General features: G+C 65.7%; 21 protein-coding genes. 11 read left to right on the forward strand and 10 right to left on the reverse strand.

Annotated features, from left to right (window positions below; genetic code table 11):
- Positions 1 to 8: 8 nt before the first annotated feature.
- From NM2_RS20415 to NM2_RS20425, 3 genes are all read right to left on the reverse strand, one after another.
- On the reverse strand, positions 9 to 470 hold the full coding sequence (locus NM2_RS20415; RefSeq protein ID WP_067671041.1) for an SRPBCC family protein: 462 nt from the start codon (positions 468 to 470) through the stop codon (positions 9 to 11).
- 16 nt (positions 471 to 486) lie between these two features.
- Positions 487 to 1,053, reverse strand: a complete 567-nt coding sequence (locus NM2_RS20420; protein ID WP_067671047.1) for a hemerythrin domain-containing protein — start codon at positions 1,051 to 1,053, stop codon at positions 487 to 489.
- A gap of 123 nt (positions 1,054 to 1,176) precedes the next feature.
- Positions 1,177 to 1,503 carry a plasmid stabilization protein gene (locus NM2_RS20425; protein WP_067671050.1) on the reverse strand — a complete coding sequence of 109 codons (327 nt, stop codon included), beginning with the start codon at positions 1,501 to 1,503 and terminating at the stop codon, positions 1,177 to 1,179.
- A gap of 408 nt (positions 1,504 to 1,911) precedes the next feature.
- Between NM2_RS20425 and NM2_RS20430 the strand changes: the two genes are divergently transcribed.
- Positions 1,912 to 3,489: an MFS transporter gene (locus NM2_RS20430; RefSeq protein ID WP_218025954.1), complete on the forward strand. Its 1,578-nt coding sequence runs from the start codon at positions 1,912 to 1,914 to the stop codon at positions 3,487 to 3,489.
- Between the two features lie 48 nt (positions 3,490 to 3,537).
- Here the strand turns inward: NM2_RS20430 and NM2_RS20435 are convergent, their stop codons facing one another.
- The gene (locus NM2_RS20435) at positions 3,538 to 4,002 is read right to left on the reverse strand and encodes a hypothetical protein (protein WP_067671053.1); all 465 of its coding nucleotides are present in this window, start codon (positions 4,000 to 4,002) and stop codon (positions 3,538 to 3,540) included.
- A gap of 448 nt (positions 4,003 to 4,450) precedes the next feature.
- On the opposite strand from NM2_RS20435, the gene NM2_RS20440 reads away from it, so the two are divergent.
- The 4 genes from NM2_RS20440 (at position 4,451) to NM2_RS20455 (ending at position 7,686) form a co-directional block, all read left to right on the forward strand.
- Positions 4,451 to 4,675 (forward strand): hypothetical protein, encoded by a 225-nt coding sequence (locus NM2_RS20440; protein ID WP_157121200.1) that lies wholly within the window; start codon positions 4,451 to 4,453, stop codon positions 4,673 to 4,675.
- A gap of 67 nt (positions 4,676 to 4,742) precedes the next feature.
- Entirely contained in the window at positions 4,743 to 5,486 is a 744-nt protein-coding gene (locus NM2_RS20445) for a DUF899 family protein (protein WP_067671061.1), read from the forward strand.
- Between the two features lie 35 nt (positions 5,487 to 5,521).
- Positions 5,522 to 7,132, forward strand: a complete 1,611-nt coding sequence (gene mdlC / locus NM2_RS20450; RefSeq protein ID WP_067671210.1) for a benzoylformate decarboxylase — start codon at positions 5,522 to 5,524, stop codon at positions 7,130 to 7,132.
- 14 nt (positions 7,133 to 7,146) lie between these two features.
- Positions 7,147 to 7,686 carry a cupin domain-containing protein gene (locus tag NM2_RS20455; RefSeq protein ID WP_067671064.1) on the forward strand — a complete coding sequence of 180 codons (540 nt, stop codon included), beginning with the start codon at positions 7,147 to 7,149 and terminating at the stop codon, positions 7,684 to 7,686.
- Positions 7,687 to 7,800: 114 nt separating this feature from the next.
- On the opposite strand, the gene NM2_RS20460 is transcribed toward NM2_RS20455, so the two are convergent.
- A complete protein-coding gene (locus NM2_RS20460) occupies positions 7,801 to 8,496 on the reverse strand; it encodes a cupin domain-containing protein (RefSeq protein ID WP_067671066.1) in 696 nt (231 codons plus the stop codon).
- A 290-nt stretch (positions 8,497 to 8,786) separates the two neighbouring features.
- On the opposite strand from NM2_RS20460, the gene NM2_RS20465 reads away from it, so the two are divergent.
- Complete coding sequence (locus NM2_RS20465; protein WP_067671068.1) at positions 8,787 to 9,725, forward strand: class I SAM-dependent methyltransferase; 939 nt, start codon at positions 8,787 to 8,789, stop codon at positions 9,723 to 9,725.
- 52 nt (positions 9,726 to 9,777) lie between these two features.
- On the opposite strand, the gene NM2_RS20470 is transcribed toward NM2_RS20465, so the two are convergent.
- Positions 9,778 to 9,981, reverse strand: a complete 204-nt coding sequence (locus NM2_RS20470) for a zinc transporter Slc39a7 (RefSeq protein WP_067671071.1) — start codon at positions 9,979 to 9,981, stop codon at positions 9,778 to 9,780.
- 373 nt (positions 9,982 to 10,354) lie between these two features.
- Between NM2_RS20470 and NM2_RS20475 the strand changes: the two genes are divergently transcribed.
- A complete protein-coding gene (locus NM2_RS20475) occupies positions 10,355 to 11,350 on the forward strand; it encodes a cytochrome c oxidase assembly protein (protein ID WP_245718134.1) in 996 nt (331 codons plus the stop codon).
- Here the strand turns inward: NM2_RS20475 and NM2_RS20480 are convergent, their stop codons facing one another.
- Complete coding sequence (locus NM2_RS20480; RefSeq protein ID WP_084531343.1) at positions 11,351 to 12,754, reverse strand: chloride channel protein; 1,404 nt, start codon at positions 12,752 to 12,754, stop codon at positions 11,351 to 11,353.
- Positions 12,755 to 13,013: 259 nt separating this feature from the next.
- Between NM2_RS20480 and NM2_RS20485 the strand changes: the two genes are divergently transcribed.
- Positions 13,014 to 13,508 (forward strand): MarR family winged helix-turn-helix transcriptional regulator, encoded by a 495-nt coding sequence (locus NM2_RS20485; protein WP_067671216.1) that lies wholly within the window; start codon positions 13,014 to 13,016, stop codon positions 13,506 to 13,508.
- A gap of 81 nt (positions 13,509 to 13,589) precedes the next feature.
- On the opposite strand, the gene NM2_RS20490 is transcribed toward NM2_RS20485, so the two are convergent.
- Positions 13,590 to 14,195 carry an NADPH-dependent FMN reductase gene (locus NM2_RS20490; protein ID WP_067671219.1) on the reverse strand — a complete coding sequence of 202 codons (606 nt, stop codon included), beginning with the start codon at positions 14,193 to 14,195 and terminating at the stop codon, positions 13,590 to 13,592.
- A 61-nt stretch (positions 14,196 to 14,256) separates the two neighbouring features.
- Between NM2_RS20490 and NM2_RS20495 the strand changes: the two genes are divergently transcribed.
- The 3 genes from NM2_RS20495 to NM2_RS20505 are packed head-to-tail and all read left to right on the forward strand — an operon-like array spanning position 14,257 to position 16,668.
- Entirely contained in the window at positions 14,257 to 14,883 is a 627-nt protein-coding gene (locus NM2_RS20495) for a TetR/AcrR family transcriptional regulator (protein WP_067671076.1), read from the forward strand.
- 31 nt (positions 14,884 to 14,914) lie between these two features.
- Positions 14,915 to 15,571 (forward strand): nuclear transport factor 2 family protein, encoded by a 657-nt coding sequence (locus NM2_RS20500; RefSeq protein WP_067671222.1) that lies wholly within the window; start codon positions 14,915 to 14,917, stop codon positions 15,569 to 15,571.
- Positions 15,568 to 16,668, forward strand: a complete 1,101-nt coding sequence (locus NM2_RS20505; protein WP_067671077.1) for an FAD-dependent monooxygenase — start codon at positions 15,568 to 15,570, stop codon at positions 16,666 to 16,668. Before NM2_RS20500 ends, NM2_RS20505 begins: the two co-directional genes overlap by 4 nt.
- A 72-nt stretch (positions 16,669 to 16,740) precedes the next feature.
- On the opposite strand, the gene NM2_RS20510 is transcribed toward NM2_RS20505, so the two are convergent.
- Entirely contained in the window at positions 16,741 to 17,523 is a 783-nt protein-coding gene (locus NM2_RS20510) for a hypothetical protein (protein WP_067671078.1), read from the reverse strand.
- 31 nt (positions 17,524 to 17,554) lie between these two features.
- Entirely contained in the window at positions 17,555 to 18,064 is a 510-nt protein-coding gene (locus tag NM2_RS20515; RefSeq protein WP_067671080.1) for a hypothetical protein, read from the reverse strand.
- Positions 18,065 to 18,412: the final 348 nt, after the last annotated feature.

An 18,412-nucleotide genomic window follows, 5' to 3' on the forward strand; every position in this document is an offset into this window, starting at 1 on the left:
GCTCGTGTTCAGGGGCGTGGCCGGCCGATGTCACCGCGCCAGGCCCCGGTTTCGCCTTCTCGTGATTCGATGAAGTCGCGGAACCGATTCAGATCGCCCTTGACCCGGCGGTCCAGCACGCCGAGCTTGTCCGCGACGTTCTCCAGGAAACCCTCGGGATCGATGTCCATCTGCGCGGTCACCCGGGTGGTGGTGTCGTCGAGTCGGTGGAAGGTAATGACTCCCGCGTGCCGCGGGCCTGCTTCGGTGGTCCACGAAACGCGTTCGTCCGGGTGCTGTTCGGTGATCCTGGCGTCGAATTCCCGTGTCGCTCCGGCTACCTCGATCGTCCAGTGGGTGTGGGTGTCGTCGCGCTGCTCGACCCGGTTCACGCCCTGCATGAACTCGGGGAACGATTCGAACTGGGTCCACTGGTTGTAGGCGGTCGTCACAGGAACATGGACGTCGACCGATTCGGTGACCGTGGTCATGAGTTTCTCCTATATTTCAGTTGCCGGCTTTGCGGTTCCAGTCGCGGACCATGTCGCGCACCCGGTCGAAGATCGCCAGGGGCGGGCCGGCCAGCAGGTTGGCGGCTGCGCTTTCTCCGCTGCTGGGGTGCGGGCGGGTGGGTGCTATGGCCTCCGCGGCGCGCACGAGCGTGGCCAGGCGGGTGAGTTCGGTGCGGTCGCAGTGTTCGGCGAGGTGATTGAATTCCTCTTTCTCCTCGTTGCGTGCGTGCTCGATGACGTTGTGGGCGAATTCTTGGAATTTGGTGTCGAATTCGACGTTCTCCACGCCCAGTTCGTACAGGTCCGACAGGACGTGCTTGGCCTGGTTCTCCTCGGCCAGGCGGTTGTCGACGATGCCCTGATCGATGCCGGACTGACGTGCGAAGGGGTGCAGGATCTCCTCTTCGGCGCTCTCGTGTACGGCCAGTAACCGGACCAGGTCTTCGAACGGTTCCCGCTTGGCGGTGCTCTGGATCGAGGAGACGCGGTGGAGCAGCTGCTCGATCTGAGCATGTTGTTCCAGAAGGAGATCGATGACTGTCGCGTCGGTGTCGTTTCCCATTTGATTCCTTTCTCGTCTCAGCGGCTGAGTCCTTGCACAACGGCTCACCGTGCCCGGTGTCGAAGCTGAATCGGGCACGGCGACAACGGAATTGGGGGACCTGACCGCGGTCAGGGCTCCTGGTCAGTCCCGGCCCAGGGCGTGGGCGAGTTGGGACTTGTTCATCTTCGAGCGGCCTTCGATCTTGCGTTGGCGCGCTTCGTTGTACAGCTGGTCGTAGGTGGGTCCCTGTGCTCCGGAGTGGGATCGCTGCCCGCCGCGCCGCTGCGGTGAGATGTCCTTGACCGTGGTGCGGCTGGCGGTGCGTGTTTGTCCGGATTGGGCGCGGTTCTTGTTCACTGTGCGTGCGGCGATCTCTTTCGCGCGTCGGGTGCTGGTTCCTCGGGATTTCTCCGATTCGAGGATGTGCTGGTATTCGCGTTCCTGTTTGTCGGTCCACGCCTGGGGCATGACGTACCTCCTCACATAGCGGGGCCCGTGGTTCGGGCCTGCCCGGAACTAGGGCCGCGATACCCGCTCACCGTCGATCGACACATCCCGGCGGGGGCGAATTACCGGGCATGGTGCGTCGACGTAACGAAACGGGACGGTTCTTGTGCGCCGAGCGCGTCGACCGACTCCGGATAGGTCGCCTCCACCGGCTGACGATTCCGGGACACGTCGTTTGTCGTCGACTGCCGCACTGCCGCCGCACGGGTGATTCGGCGGCGGACGGCGTCGATTGAAGTGGGAACGCCCGGGTACGCGCCGGGCGGGCGAACACGAGACGGTATGGCGCGATAGCCCGGACGACCGCTGACCGGCGCTACGAGCGTCGGCGCGCTGCCGGCCGACCGAGAACGCGAAAGGAATGGTGAGGTGACACAACAGCGACGAGGAGACACGAGCGGGCAGATCGAGAGTCCCGCGCCGCGGTCCGCGGAAAGCCCATCGTGGTGGCCGCTGGCGGCGATCTGCGCGGGCATCGGCATGCTTCTCATCGACGTCACCGTCGTCAATGTCGCGATGCCCGCCATTCAGTCGGATCTCGGTGCGGATTTCGATGCCCTGCAGTGGGTGATCGATGCCTACACGCTGGGTGTGGCGACGCTGCTGCTGACCTTCGGCACGCTGGGCGATCGGATCGGACGACGCAAGGTGTTCATGGCGGGCCTGCTCGTGTTCACCGCGGCGTCGCTGGCCTGCGGCCTCGCCCCGAATGTGTTGTTTCTCAACGTCTCTCGGCTCGTACAGGGGGTGGGCGGCTCGGTCATGTTCGCGACCTCGCTGGCGATCCTCGGGGCTACCTATCGCGGTAAGGCCAGGGGGACCGCGTTCGGCGTGTGGGGAGCTACCGCCGGGGCCGCGGTCGCGGTCGGCCCGGTGGTGAGCGGCGTGCTGGTGACGGGGCTCTCGTGGCGTTGGATCTTCTTCATCAACGTGCCGATCGGCGTACTGGCGGCCGTCATCACGTGGTGGAAGGTCGGCGAGTCGGCCGATCCGCAGGCCCACCGGATAGACATCCCCGGCGTGCTGACTTTCAGTGCGGCACTGGGCCTTCTGGTCTTCGCGCTGATTCGCGGCACCGATTGGGGCTGGGGGAGCGGGTCGATCGTCGCCGTGCTCGTGGGTGCGCTGATCCTCGCTGTCGCGTTCGTGGTGATCGAACTGCGGATGGCGTACCCGATGCTCGACCTGTCGCTGTTCACCCGGCCCTCGTTCACCGGCGCGCAGGTGGCGGCATTCACTGTCTCGGCGTCGTTGTTCGCGATGCTGCTGTACCTGACGTTCTATCTGCAGAATGTGCTGGGATACAGCGCGCTGGGAGCCGGTCTGCGGATGATCGCGCTGAGCGTCTCGACGCTGCTGATCGCACCGGCCGCGGGCAAACTGGCCGGACGGATTCCCTACCGCTGGCTGATCTCGACGGCGTTGGCGGTCGCGGGAATCGGCCTGTTGCTGATGCGGCTGGTGCACGTCGGATCCGGTTGGACCGCACTGCTCGCCGGGCTCATCGTCGCCGGTCTCGGGGCGGGCGCGGTCAATCCGCCGCTGGCCTCGCTCGCGGTCGGCGTGGTGGAACCCGCTCGATCCGGGATGGCTTCCGGCGTCAACAACACGTTCCGGCAGGTCGGTATCGCCGCCGGTATCGCGGCCTACGGCGCGATCCTGCAGGCTCACGTGCGGGGACGGTTGGACGACGTGGTCGGAACGCGGTTGCCGCCGGGTGCGATGCAGGGACTCACCAAGGCGATCGCATCCGGCCGCGTCCGCGAGGCCTCCGGTCAGGCGCCCCCGGCAGTTCGGCCGAAACTCGTCGCCGCGGGGCTCGAGTCCTATGTCTCCGGACTGGACCTCCTGCTGCTCATCGCCGCGGTCGTCGCGTTCATCGGCGCGGTCCTGGCCGCCGTGCTCATCCGCACCGACGACATCGGCGTGGCGGGCGGGCAGGACTGAGTTACCCGGATTTGCGTTGCGGGAGAGCGGGATAGGCTGATCCCCTCATCAGCGTTGTGTGGTTCCCCCGCCGCTGTCGCGGGTTTCGATAGCTTTCACGGTTTTGTCGAGGGCTTGTTTCAGGACGCGCTTACCGACGGTCCCGACCACGACGCCGAGGACGCGTCCCTTGAGGTTCTTGCCCTCGCGCACCACGACGACATCCACGTCGGTCTTCCCGTCGGTTCGGCGTGTGAAGGTGTAGGTGTGACCCGAGTGGCCGCCCCATATGTTCGAATCGGTGGTCGTCATGACGACGCGGTTGGGGTTCGACCAGTCGTAGTGCAGGCGTTCCCAGATGCCGCGTGAGCCCTCCGTGACGTCGGCATCTCGCTCGCCGCGGTCATGCACCTCGAGGTAGTTGTCGGCGCTGTTGCCGAATAATTCCGAGCGGCCCGGCCCGAAATCGGTCAGCGCCGCCACGAACTGCTCCGGTGTCGAGGTCGTGGTCTCCTTGAAGTGGATGGTGGACATCGTTGCTCCTTTGCCTTGGACGGTAACTCCCCGAGGGGGTGACGGGCAGGTGGGAGCTATCCGAACGCGGCCCTCCTCGGGTATCAGCGCGTGCGTGGTGTTCCTATTCGAAAAGCATGAGCTTCGGCACCCGCTGACGCAAGGACGCCGATGCTTCGATTCAGGGCATGTCGCGGCCGTGGGCGTGGCTGAGCAGTGACGAGTTGCTGTGCTGTGGACAAGGTTTGAATCTTTCCAGTTGGCCCAATGCGTTGACATCAGTGAGTGATCATCGTCAGGATGAAAGAGCCGCGATTGTTGTCCTGACAGTTGCCGGCGAGTACGTGGTTGTCGACAGTTCTCGCCGAGAGGCTGAGATCGTTCGGCAGCGCTCGAGGATTCGGCGGACGCAGCGCATTCCGCGTCCGATATCGCAGTTCGGACGAGACCTACCGATGTGGAGGTTTAGATGTCTGATCGCAATCGGAGCAGGAAATCCGGCCAGATGGCCGGAAAGGCCAAAAAAGGCGCGAAAAGCCAGGGCCAGCGTATCGAGCGCGATTCAGATCGCATGATCGACGACCAGCGGCGGGATATGGACGAGCTGGTCGGCGGGATGAAGCGTGAGGGGAAGCAGCCACGGTCCGACATGAAGGACCGGGATTCGAACAAGGAGAGGCTGCAGCGCCAGTAGCCGACTTCTGGTGACCCGCGGATCAGTGTGTCCGCGGGTCACCCCATGTTCGGTCGAGGAGGCCCGTATGCCGATAACTTTTCCGAGTGAGTCGCAGGAGTATCGCGAAGCGCGCGACGTGCTGCTTCGACAGGAGGTCGACCTCCGGCGGCGGATGGAAGCCGTTGCGGCGCAACGCAGATCGTTACCACCCGGCAGCGAGGTGCCGGAAGATTACGTGTTCGACCGAATCGGTGACGACGGCGCCGTCACGACGGTGCGGATGTCCGAGCTGTTCGGCGACAGCGACACGCTGATGCTTTATCACTACATGTTTCCGCGTCACCCGGAGGATCATCGGCCGAGGCCGACGAAGGGAATCTTCTCGGAATTGCCCACCGGCGAAGGACCGTGTCCGTCGTGCACCGCGCTGATCGATATGTGGGACGCCACGAGACCCCATTTCGACGGTTCGGACAGCAATTTGGCGATCGTGGCGAAGGCTCCGATCGAGCGGGTCGCGGCGTTCGCGCAGGCGCGGGGGTGGCGAAACACCCCGGTGCTGTCGGCGGCGAACAGCAATTTCCGTCGTGACTACGGCGGCGACGGTGCGGACGGCTCGCCCGCACCGATGCTGACCGTTTTCAAGCTCTGGCCCGACGGCAGGATACGACTGCACTGGGCCAGCGAACTCATCTTGGTTCCAACCGATGATCCGGGCCAGGACTCGGCGCACCCGGACACGGTGGAGCCGCTGTGGACGTTGTTCGATCTGGCCACGATGCCCCGGTTCCGGCGATGGCGGGCTCGACGCCTGCCCGCGAACTGGTGAGGATGCCGACCGACGAAGGAGCTGACCGATTCATCATGACCGAGAAATCGTCCGTACAGACCGTCACATACGATTTGCTGAGATCGCTGCGCCTGACAACGGTTTTCGGTAATCCGGGTTCGACCGAGGAGACATTCCTCAAGAACTTCCCGGATGATTTCACCTACATATTGGGGTTGCAGGAAGCATCGGTCATCGCGATGGCCGATGCCTTCGCCCAGACCACCCGGCGGCCCGCACTGGTGAATCTGCATTCGTCGGCGGGGCTGGGCAACAGCATCGGTAACCTGGTCGCGGCCTATCACGGGCATACCCCGTTGATCGTCCTGGCCGGACAACAGCACCGCGAATTGTTGATCGGCGACCCATACTTGAGTAACCGCGACGCGGTGCAGATGCCGAGGCCGTGGGTGAAGTGGTCCTACGAGCCCGCACGCGCCGAGGCGGTTCCCGAAGCGTTCATGCGCGCCTACGCGATGGCGGTGCAGCCTCCCGCCGGACCGGTGTTCTTGTCCGTCCCGCTCGACGACTGGGATCAGCCGCTGGCGGGACCCGCCGTGCTGCGCGATGTCAGCACGACTGTTGCGCCCGACCCGGAGCGTCTGCGGCACTTCGCCGAGCGCATCACGATGAGTCGGCGACCGGCGCTGATCCTGGGACCGGACGTGGACCGCGCCCGCGGATGGGACGCGGGCATCGCGTTGGCGGAGAAATTGCGGGCCGCGGTGTACTGCCCGCCGCTTCCGGATCGCGCCTCCTTCCCCGAGGAACACCCGTTCTTCCAGGGGTCGGTCGGCATGTCGGTCAAGGCCATCGGCGAGCGGCTCGCCGGGCACGATCTGGTCGTGGTGATCGGGGCCGAGGTCTTCCGCTACTACCCCTACGTGCCCGGCGAAATCCTTTCCGCCGGAACCGAGTTGCTGCAGATCACCGACGACCCCGCGGTTGCCGCGGCCGCCCGTGTCGGTGACAGCCTCCTCGGTGATGCGCGATTGTCGATCGAGCTGCTCACCGGGCTGGTCGGCGACGGGGCAGGACGTGAGTCGCCCCAGCCCCTGCGGCGTCCCCGGACGCTGCCGCGAACTCCGAACAGCCCGCCGACGCCCGCGGAGGTCTACGCGGCGCTGAGCGAAGTCCGGCCGGAGCACGCGGTCTTCGTCAACGAGTCGACCTCGACCATGTCCCAGCACTCCGAATGGCTGCCCGCACTCGAGCCGGATTCGATGTTCGCGACCGCGAGCGGCGGTATCGGCTGGGCCGCACCGGCCGCGGTCGGCGTCGCGCTGGGCGACCGCGACCAGGGTGTCACGCGTCCGGTGATCGCTCTGATCGGGGACGGGTCCTTCCAGTACTCGGTGCAGTCGCTGTGGACCGCGGTGCAGCACGAGGTGCCCATCGTGTACGTCGTGATGCGCAATCACGAGTACTCCATCCTCAAATCCTTCGCCGATCTGGAACACACGCCGGGCGTGCCCGGCCTCGACCTCCCTGGCCTCGATATCGCCTCTGTGGCAAGAGGATTGGGCTGCCACGCCGTGGATGTCACCGCCACCGGAGATCTCGAGAAGGAATTCCGGCTCGCGCTGGAGTCCAGACTGACCACGGTCATCGTGGTGACCACCCAACCGGAGAAGGCCGCACTCTGAGCGAGGAGCCCGGCATGACAACCGATCACCCCTATGTCTTCCATTTCTCGGAGGCCGAGCCGAACAGATTGGACGGCGGCCACATCCGAGGCGCGCACGAGCAGAACTTTCCCATTCTGGAGAATCAGCGCGGATCGGTGTACCTGATCCATCTCGATCCCGGTGGAATCCGCGAACCCCACTGGCACCCCTCGGCATGGGAGTTCAACTTCGTCGTCTCCGGACACGCCCGATGGACCGTGCTCGGAACCCACCCCGACGGCGCCTACCACAACGACCTGTTCGAGGTCGGCCCGAGCGACCTGGTATTCGCGCCCCAGGGATTCTTCCACTACTTCGAAAATATCAGCGAGACAGAGGGTTTGGATGTTCTCGTAGTATTCAACACCAGCACTCGCGAACCCAACGACGATATCGGTATCGTCGGCACACTCAACAGCCTGCCCCGGTCGGTACTCGCCGCCTCGTTCGGCGTCCCCGTATCGGCATTCGACCAGATCCCCGACGAGATCAAACCGGTCGTCATCACCCGCCATTACACGGGAACGGAATAGCGCGGCTGGTGTCGAGATCCTTCGCCGTTACCGCGCGGCGATTACCGATACCGGACGCATCCCGGTCATCGACTCCGGTCGTCGTAGACGCTCGATCTGACGGGTCCGTGATCGCTAGCTGTGTTTGGTGATGACGATGGGTTTGACCTCGGTGGGAATTGCCGCCAGTGCCGAGGCGGGGACGCCGAGCACGGTGGCGGTGACTTCGCGTGGGATGGAGTTCAGGGCGGCGAGCAGGCCGATGTCGTCGCTGGTCTCGGGGGCGCTGGTGTTGAAGACGATGAGCAATTCCAGTGGTGCGTCGGTGCGGGCGTTCTGGAAGTAGTGGAAGAACCCTTGTGGGGCGAAGACCAGATCTCCGGCGTGTGCTTCGAATACGTCGGTGTGGTAGCTGCCGTCGGGGTGGGTGCCGAGCAGGGTCCATTTCGCGGTGCCGGAGATGTGGTAGTTGAGTTCCCAGGCGGTGGGGTGCCAGTGGGGTTCGCGGATGCCGCCGGGTTCGAGCCGGACGAAGTAGGCCGCGCCGTTCTGTCCGGCCAGGACGGGGAAGTTCTGTTCGTGTGCGCCTTGTAGCGTGCCGCCGTGGTAGTGGTCCGGGTCGGCGGCGGTGAGGTGGAACAGATGGGGTGAGGTGTTGAGGTTGGCGTCGACGTCGCTCGCGCTCGGCAGCCCGGTATGTGTTGTGCCGGCACAGGCCGCGGCCGTGGTCAGACCTGCCCCGAGCGCCGCGCCACCCAGCGCGGCCGCGCCGGTTCCGAGCGCGGTCCGCCGATTCACCGTCGCGGGTTCGTGAGGATTGTCATCGGACATGTCGCTCCGTTCTGCCGCGGAAGATTCAACGCATCCCGAGCGGGTATTCGCCCGGCACAGCTTATCGTCGGTAATACGGGTTCGGATCGAGCGACGCGCACGTGCCGCGACGGGTGCGCGTGCAGAAGCACCGGGTCGCGGTGATTGGGGTCTTCTGCCCCTTATCGCGACACGTCCGGCCAGGCACTATCGACGTAACGCGATACCCCGCCGACGGGATATCGGCCGCTATCGAGGCTCTATCAACGCCTGCACCCGCTAGTGCTCGAGTGTAAGAAAGATTCGCCATCATGACTGTTGCTGCCACAACCTTTCATAGTGCGGTCCGATCTCGCGCCGAGCTTCCGGATCAATTCTTCGACCTGTTCCTGGACAGGACCCGCACCTACAGCTGCGCGCTGTGGACTCATCCGGACGACACCCTGGAACAAGCCCAGTTCGCGAAGATCGACCTCGCCTTGGACAAGTGCGATCTGCGGCCGGGGATGACCTTGCTGGATGTCGGCTGCGGCTGGGGGTCGACCATGCTGCGCGCCATGGACACCTACGGGGTGAACGCGATCGGGTTGACCGGCAACCGCCACCAGTACCGGTATGTCCGTGACCGGCTCGTGGACCGGCTGATCCGCGGCCACCCCTACGGCGGGGTACGTCGGCAAGGCTGGGAGGAATTCGACCGTCACCCGGATCGCATCGTGTGTATCGGCAGGCTGGAACACCTCCACCCGCAGCGCTACCCCGATTTCTTCGATTTCGCCTACCAGACCCTGCCCGAGGACGGCGTGCTGTTGATCCAGACCGTCGTCGCGACGGATCGTTCCGACCGGAACCGTTTCGGGGCCGGCGATTGGTCCGCGCCCGAGACCATGTTCCCGGTCGACCGGCTCCTGCCGCCGACCGGCCACAATCCCAAGGGGGTCACCGAGTACGCGGAAGATGCCGGATTCACTATCACCAGACTCGAGCGACTGGGCCAGCACTACACCACCACATTGCAGTGCTGGGCCTCCGCTCTGCACGAGCACCGCGACCGCGCGATCGACCTCGCCGGGCGCGACACCTACAACGCCTACATCAGCCAGATGACCGGGTGTGCCGATCAGTTCCGCGGCGGCCGGCTCGACGTCGTTCAGTTCACCTGCACGAAGCTCGCCGGACCGCACCGGCCCGTGCCGCGCTCGGGCACGTTTCGAGATATTCCGGCTCGGGCGGTCGCCGGACCGGCGTGACCGTCCCGAATCGCCGGCGCCGGTATCGCGACCGGCGCGTCATGAGTTCGGCTCACTCGTGGGTGTGTGAGTGATCGCCGGGGAGATCGCTTTGATGCACATGGGGATGTGAGTGTTCGGTCCCGTCCTCATGTGTGTGGGTGTGTTCGTGTTCGATGTGGTCGTGCTCGTGCGTGTCGTGAGCGTGGGTGTGGGTCAGGGCGCCGTGACTGTGCGGGTGGGTATGGGGCTCGACGTGGGAGTGTTCGTCGGTCATATCCCGGCTCCTTTGCTGTGTCGAGTGGGTTCTACGGCAATGCAATGCATACCAGTACGTCGCGGTGATATCCGGGACGTCCGGGCCATCGGTGGGTGCGCACGAATCGCGCCGGGGAAACCACGAGCTCGGCCGCATCGCAGCACGACCCCGTTGCGGCACCTCGTCGCCCAGCGTCGCGCCTTCCGCGCGAGCAACCTCGAGGCATGCTGCCGTCGGGGTGACGCATCCTCCGGGCGAGCGACGATTGCTGTTGCGGGACAACGAGAACGCCGTGGTGCCCGCGGTTCATGGCGTGCGGCCGGACGGTGGTGTGGACGCGCCTGATAAGTGCAGTGAGCAACTATTGCATAATGCTCTTGTGGGTATGCCGATGAGCGCAGAGCCGTCGATGCTCGCCGGCGTGCTGACCACGTGGACGTTCTCGCCGGTCGTGGATGCGGTGATCGTGCTGGCCGCGATCGGGTACGCCGCTGTGGTGATGCGCCTGCGGCGGCGGGGTGAGCGGTGGCCGGTGGTCCGGATGGTGAGCTGGCACGCGGGGCTGGCGTGCCTGGTGCTGGTTGCGAACAGTGCGTTGGCGATCTACGCGCGTCAGTTGTTCACCGTGCACATGGTGGTTCATTTGATGATGATCACGGTGGTTCCGGCATTGCTGGTGTGGGCGCAGCCGATTCGATTGCTGTACAGGGGGAGTGGACGACGTACCCGGACGGTGATCGACCGGGCGCGGTTGCGGTGGCCGTGGCGGGCGCTGATGTCGGCGCGGTTCACCGTCCCGCTGTACGCCGCGGTGTTGGTGCTGACCCATCTGACCGGGTTCCAGCAGGCGATGGCCACCAACATGTGGATTCACGACGCGGAGTTGCTGCTGTATCTCGTGAGCGGATATCTGCTGTTGCTGCCCCTGGTGGGGGATGAGCTGACGGTGGAGCCGCCGTGGCCGTACGGATTGCGGTTGCTGGTCCTGGCGGTCTGTGTGGGTCCGGACACGCTGGTCGGGGTGACGCTGATGATGTCCTCGACGGTGCTCGCCCCCGCCTACGCGGCCTCGCGCACCTGGGGCCCCGATGCGCTGACCGATCAGAACACCGCCGGGGTGATCATGTGGCTGGGCGGCGACGGGCTGATGATGCTGCTGATGGTCGTGGTCGCGGGACTCTGGGTGCGTTCGGGTGACAGCGCTCGCAGCTTCGGCCCATGGCTCGACGGCGTGCGGCGGCGCGCCACTCTGGGGGAATTCGCTTCCGGTGGTGGCGATATCGATGACGAGCAGGCGGCGTTGGACGCGTACAACGCACGTCTCGCGGCCCTGCACGGACGATCGGTACGAGCCCGCGACGAGAACGAGAACAGCTATCGGGCATGATCATTCGTCGAGCAGCTGTGTTCGAACTGTCGAACTATGTTGTGCCGCATCAAGATTCACTCCCCGTCGGGTCAGCTTGAGGGTGTAGATCGTCTCTCGGGACAGTTGTCGTGAGGTCAGGGTGGCCGCGACGACGGCGAGCATCAGCGGCAGGATGACGCCGTACTCGCCGGTGAGTTCGAAGATGATGACCACGGCGGTGATCGCCGCTCGGGTGGCCCCGGCGAATGCCGCGCCCATGCCGATCAGCCCGTAGAGACCGGGTGCTGCGGTAGCGGACGGAAATAGTTGGTGCACAATGATTCCGAACGCGGTACCGCCCATCGCGCCGATGAACAGCGAGGGTGCGAACACGCCGCCGGACCCGCCGATTCCGATGGTGAGACTGGTGGCGACGATCTTCCCGGCCATCAGCGCCAGCAGCATCCACACGACGTACCTGCCGTCGATCGCGTGCGCCAGCACCGGATATCCGACCCCGTACATCTGCGGCAGCGCCAGCAGCAGCCCGCCCAGTAGCACTCCGCCGACGGCGGGCCGCAGCCATTCCGGTCCGCGCCACGCCCAGTCGCAGGCGTCCTCGATTCGGTACAGGATGTGGGTGAACGCGACGCCGACCGCGCCGATGACGATGCCCAGCAGGGCGAAGATCAGGTACTCCCGTCCCGATCCGAGGCGGAAGGCGGGTAGATCCAGAAAAGGGTTGTCCCCGAAGGCGGTTCGGCCGATCACGCTGGCGGTCACCGAGGACAGGACCACCGCGCCGAACGATTCGGCGGAGAAGTCCCGCAGGATCAGCTCCATCGCGAAGAACGGTCCCGCGATCGGGGCGTTGAACGTCGCGGCGATGCCTCCTGCCGCACCGCAGGCGACCAGAATCCGCAGCCGGTGCTCCGGCACCCGGGTGAGCCGGCCCACGCTCGAACCCCAGGCCGAGCCGATCTGCACGATCGGCCCCTCCCGGCCGACGGATCCGCCTCCGCCGATGCACAGCGCCGAGGCCAGTGCCTTGATCACCGTCACCTGCGGCGGAATGCGACCGCCTCGCGCGGCGACCGCGTACATCACCTCCGGTACGCCGTGTCCGCGTGCCTCGGGTGCGAACTTGGTGACCAGCGGACCGTAGATCGCCCCGGCCGCCACCGGTGCCAGCACCACGAACCAGATGCCCAGCGCCGGGATGTGCGGATTGGCGACTCGGCCCGCCGCGGAGTAGTCCGCGTGGCCGGACAGGATCTGGGTGAAAGTCGTTATCAGCCAACGGAACACGATCGCTCCGAGGCCGGATCCCGCGCCGATGACCACGGCCAGCACGACCAGTCCGCCGCTGCTGTCACGCAGCCGGTCCACGGGGAGCGACCATTGTCGTGTGGGCCTCTCGGCCCGAATTCGCATGGCGGTCATCGTCGATCCCTCATCACTCTTGCCTCCGACACGCATGGACACATGCACAGTGCAACTATTGCATAAGGCTCGAATTATCTCGCGAACCGGGGGACTTGCCGCACACCGGCCATTGGCGCACGTGGTCGCCGGGCAGGTGTGGCGCGATATCGCCGGGGGAACACACCAGCGGAGTCCGGTCGGCCGCAGGTGCGGTTTCGTCCGGCCGGGCCGAGACGGCAGGATGGCAGGGGAACGGAATGCGGCAACGGAGGTCGACATGGCGGGAAGGGTTCGCCACCAGCTGGCAGAGGCGTCGGTGGACGAACTCACCGACGCGCTGCTGACCGCGTCGCGACTTCTGGTCGCCCTGTCGGCTCGGTCGATCGCCCACGTCGACGAGACGATCACCATTCCGCAGTTCCGTACTCTGGTGATCCTGTCCAGCCGCGGCCCGTCGAAGATCGCGACGTTGGCCGCCGAGCTGAAGGTGCAGCCTTCGACCGCGACCCGCATGGTCGACCGGTTGGTGCTCGCGGGCCTGATCGATCGCAAGCAGAACCCGGAATCGCGCCGCGAGCTGATCATCGAACTGACCCCGCGCGGGCGCGAGGTGGTCGCCGCGGTGACCGACCGTCGTCGCGAGGAGATCGCGGCGGTGGTCCAGCGCATGCCCGCCGCCGATCGCGACGGCATGATCCGAGCCCTGACCGCGTTCAGCGCCGCCGGCGGCGAACCGCCCGCGACCGCCGATTTCGACGACTATCAGCTCTGATCGTCGTGCGCGGCAGGCCGGGGACGAGACAGCCCCGGGCGGATTTCACCGGCCGGGGACTGGGTTCGTTCGTGCTGCGGGCTACTTCGCCGCTGCCGGTGCGGGCGGCATGACCGGTGCGGGTGGGTTCGCGCGCAGATCGGCCAATGCTGTTGCCCAGCGCAGCAATTCGTCGAACATCGCCGATGCCGCCTGGTCCGATTCAGGGGCGGGATGGTACTGGCCGTCGCGCATCGCCTGGAAGACGAACGGGATCGACACCGCCTCCGGAATCGGCACCATCTTGAGCGTGGTCACCAGTTGCTTGAGGACCTGCACCGCTCGGGTGCCGGCGGCCACGCCGCCGTAGCTGACGAATGCGACCGGCGTGTAGAGCCACTCGTTGTGCAGGTAGTCGATGGCGTTGATCAGGCTGGGTGGCGGAGCATAGTTGTACTCCGGGGTCACGAAGACGAACGCGTCGGCCTCCTTGATCTTTTCGCTCCACCGGATGGTGTGGTCATGGGTGTACTTGCCCATGCGCGGGTGCGTCGGCTCGTCGAAGACCGGCAATTCGAAGTCGGCGAGGTCGACCAGCTCGACCTCGAATCCGCCGTGTCGCTCGGCCGCCTCGGCGGCCCAGCTCCCGATGGGCAGGCCCAGTCGACCTGGACGTGTGCTCCCGATGATGACGTGTAGTTTCGGCACGGCCGATTCCTCCTTGTGTTTGCACTTGATGCAACTTGCGGTCAGTGTAACAATGGTCCGCATGGCAACGGTGGGTACGGAGACGACGGCGAAGCCGATGGACGGGCGCGCGCGTCGAAAGCTCGCCACTCGGGAGGCGCTGCGATCCGCCACCCTGGAGCTCGCTCTGGAACGTGGACTCGACGCCGTGCCCGTCGAGGAGATCGCAACGCGCGCAGGGGTTTCCACTCGCACATTCTTCAACTACTTCGAGACGAAGGAAGATGCCGCACTCCTCGATCTGCCGAGGGTCGGCGACGAGGAGCTGGCCCGCATGGCGGGTGGCCGCGGCGCGGCGGGACTGTGGACCGAGCTCGCCGAGATGTTCGCGGCGGACGCCGACCGCGTCGAGCACGAGTCCCCTGACCTGCCGCGGCTGCTGCTGTTGCATGCGCAGACCCCCACACTGGCGGCCCGGCAGGGCGGTCAGTTGCGGCGGTTCGAGAGCCGGCTCGTCGAGGTCGTCATGGTTCGCCTCGGCGGCGATCCGACGGCACGTATGCAGGCCGAGTTGATCGCAGGCGCCGCATTGATCGCCACACGGATCGCTTTCGATCACTGGAACGACGACGAACGGCGTCGGCCGGCCGCGTCGTACACCCGGTCCGCATTCGCTCTGCTCGCGGATGCCTTCGCGTCGGCGAAATAAACAATAATCAGCCGGAAGGATGACCGAACGTATGACAACTGGCGATGGCGCGCGCTCTCATGAGGCCATGGAATCGCGAATCCAGCAATTGGAAAGCCGATTGAATCGGCTCGAGAGTATCGAAACGATCAAAAAGCTACAAAGGGCTTACGGCTACTATCTGGATTACAAGCTGTGGGATCAGATCGCCGAACTCTTCGTTGACGAAGGCGCGGCCGTCGAGATCGCGAACAACGGGGTCTACCGCGGGAAAGAGCGCATTCTCACCTTTTATCGCGATATTCTTGGCGGGGGAAGATCCGGGCGTCCGGCGGGGCAGCTGAACAATCATATGCAGCTGCAAGGGGTGGTAGACCCGGACCCTTCCGGGAAGACGGCTCGCGGCCGATGGCGAGAAATCACCATGATCGCGGTCAGGGATCCGGAAGGGAATCCGTTCAATATGTGGGCCGAGGGGGTTTACGAGAACGAGTACGTCTGCGAAGACGGCATCTGGAAGTTCGGGACGCTTCGGTGGCTTCCCTCCTTCTCCGGACGGCTGGATGACGGCGTGTTCGACACGACCACCCTGATGCCGCCGTTGGGTGAGCCGGATGAGCCTTCGACGTTCGGCCCGGCCGCCTTCGTGGAGCGCAAACTCCCGTATCACTATCCGCATCCGATCACGGAAGAGAACATCGACCTATGAGTACACCCGAGTCATTGCCGGTCGCCGTCGTCGGAGCCGGAATCGGGGGATTGTCGGCCGCGATCACCTTGCGGCGTGCGGGTTTTCCCGTCCGGGAATACGAACAGGCGCCTCGCTTGCGCGAACTGGGTGGCGGTATCGGCCTGCGCCCGCGAACGGTCCGGATCCTGTACGGCTGGGGACTGGGAGACGAGTACAGCCGATACGCCGCACGTTTCGATGCCGTCCACGGACTCGACGGTCGTAATGGGCACCCCATGGGAGACATCACATTTCCCAGTGAAACCGACGATCCGGCGGATAACTGGTCGGATTCCATCCATCGCGCCGACCTCCATAATCTGCTGGCCGCCCAGATTCCGGCCGAGAACATCCAGCTCTCTCGCAAGTGTCGCACCGTGGTGGATCACGGGGACCATGTGGAAATTCGTTTCGCCGATGACAGTTCGGAGCTAGCCTCGGCCGTTATCGGTGCGGACGGCATCCATTCGGTTATCCGCACCTTGATTCGCGGGCGCCGAGACAATGCGGTGTATTCGGGATTGCAAAGCTATCGGGGTGTGCTGCCGATGGAGCGGGTGCGCGATCTCCTGCCGCAGCGTCTTCCCTGTGCGTGGCAGATATTGGAATCCATGACCATGTTCATCGTGATGCCGCTGGGGAAGGGCAGCCATGTGGGTTTCGATGCCCTGCTTCCCGTTGCCCGGGCCGGTGAGGAGTCGTGGCGCGGCACGATGGCTCGCGATGCCCTCGTGGAAAAACTGCTGAATTTCGACCCCGCTGTACCGGAAATCGTGCGCCGGATGGCGGAGACCGAGGTCTCCGCTTTCAGCGTCTACGATCGCGAACCGATCACCCAGTGGACGAGCAACCGCGCCACGCTCCTGGGGGATGCCGCGCATCCATTCCTGCCCTCCGAGGGCCAGGGAGCCAACCAGGCCATCCAGGACGCGGTCGTGCTGGCCGAATGCTTGCGGGGAGTGGAACCCGCCGCAATTCCCGCCGCCCTGCGCGATTACAGCGACCGCCGAGTCCCGGTCACCACCGAGATTCATCGAATGTCACGTGCGCGGCATGCCGGCATGATGCGAGGTTAGAAGGAATTCGAACTACTGTGCCCCGGTCCCGTATATACATCGGGACCGGGGCACAGCGGCGATCGCCGGTCGTCAGCCGGCGGCCGGATCCGGGAGGGGCGCGGTGACGCTCGGATCGATCCCCTGGGCCCGCTTCGCCTGCATCTCGTTGTACTTCTGAATGGCGACGGCGACGCCGATCGGCACGCCGGTCAGCAGCCCGAGAGCTCCGCTTCCCGCGGCGCCCAGCACGCCCGCGCCGACGATGCAGCCGCCGATCGCACCGGCAATGGTCAGAGACCCGAGCGATTCGAGCGTCATCAGCGTGCCGCCGGTCACGGCGCCGAACGGGCAGCCGATCGCCACCCCGCCGACCCCGCCGACCATTCCGCCGACCGTGCCCGCCAGGGTGGTGTAGGGCCCGGCGGCCCGCCACGCCCGGTAGGCGTCGCCCGTCGGGTCGGCGGGAAGCGGCGCGGCCGCGGGTGCCGGAGAAGTGGCGACGAGGGCAGCCGGATGGTCGGCTACGGCTACGGCTACGGCTACCGGGGAGTCGGCGGCGATCGTCGGTCGCGTCTCCGGGGTGCTCGGCGTGGACGCCGTCAACGGCGTGTTGATCGTCCGGCCTTGCGCGTCCTCCAGGCGCATCTTTCCGTTGTCGACATCGACCGAGCCCATGGGGGTGCGGTAGGTGGCGCGTCCGGTGCTGGGGCTTTCGGTGAATTGCACGCCGGGCAGGATCTGTACGGTCACCGCGTCGGGGGCGGTGGCGGCCGGGACCGAACCGGTGTCGGCGGTGGCGGTTCCGGCCATGGTGGTGAGTGCGGCAACGGTCAGCGCCGTCACCGCGACAGCGCGAGTTGTGTTGTGCTTCATGGGGATTGGCCTTCTGCTTGACTGGTCGGGGCTACTGGTTCGAACCGGCGGGAGTGACCTGTGCCGCGACATAGCCCTCGGAGTGCAGCTTCTGGTACTGCTGTGTGCCGCTCTGGACCAGCGCCGGGACTCCGGTGGCCGCCCCGGCGAGAGTGGCGAGGGTGGCGCTGACGCCGGTGCCGACGAGGCATCCGCCGATCGCGCCGAGCGGGGTCAGGGTGCCTGCCGAGACCAGCGCGGTCAGCGTTCCGCCGGTGATGGCGCCGAGTGGGCACCCGACCACGAGGCCGAGGGCGGTTCCGACCTTGATTCCGTCTCCCATGGCTGCGCCGGCATCCGCGCCGACCTTGGCCACCGCGGCGTCGATCGCGGCTTCGCGTGCCTGCGGGTCGTTGGGGTCGGGCTGCGCCGGGCCGGGCGCGGCAGCGTTCGGGGCCGATGCGGGGGAGTCGGAGGGGGCGGCCACCGCTGGGCCGGCGGCGAGTGCGGTGGCGGCAATCGCCATGACGGCGATTGCGCTGAATCGTGTTGTGGTGGACATTGTTTCGCATCTCCTTCCGGGTCTGCCGGTCCTCGACGACAGGCAGACTTGGGCTTCCTGCCCAGCTCGGGGCATGCCGGGAGAACTCCGGCACGGGGATGAGGGAGGGGCAGGACAGAGCGGGCCCGCAGTCCCGAAACGACGGGTACGGCTGCTTCGGCGCCAACCGATGGTTGGCCACCTTCGACTTATCGAGTCCTGCTATTGATTGCTTCGCTCTGTGATGTAGGACTCCATAGCGCGCGTCACAACTGAGTCAATAGAACTGCACGGTACAGTCTGATCGAACTATACGGTACAGTCTAGTTGTTGGCCTGAACGCGCTCGCCGACTGCTGTGCACGCCGCA

It is taken from the genome of Nocardia miyunensis NBRC 108239 (assembly GCF_001613065.1).
GTDB classification, from domain to species: domain Bacteria; phylum Actinomycetota; class Actinomycetes; order Mycobacteriales; family Mycobacteriaceae; genus Nocardia; species Nocardia miyunensis.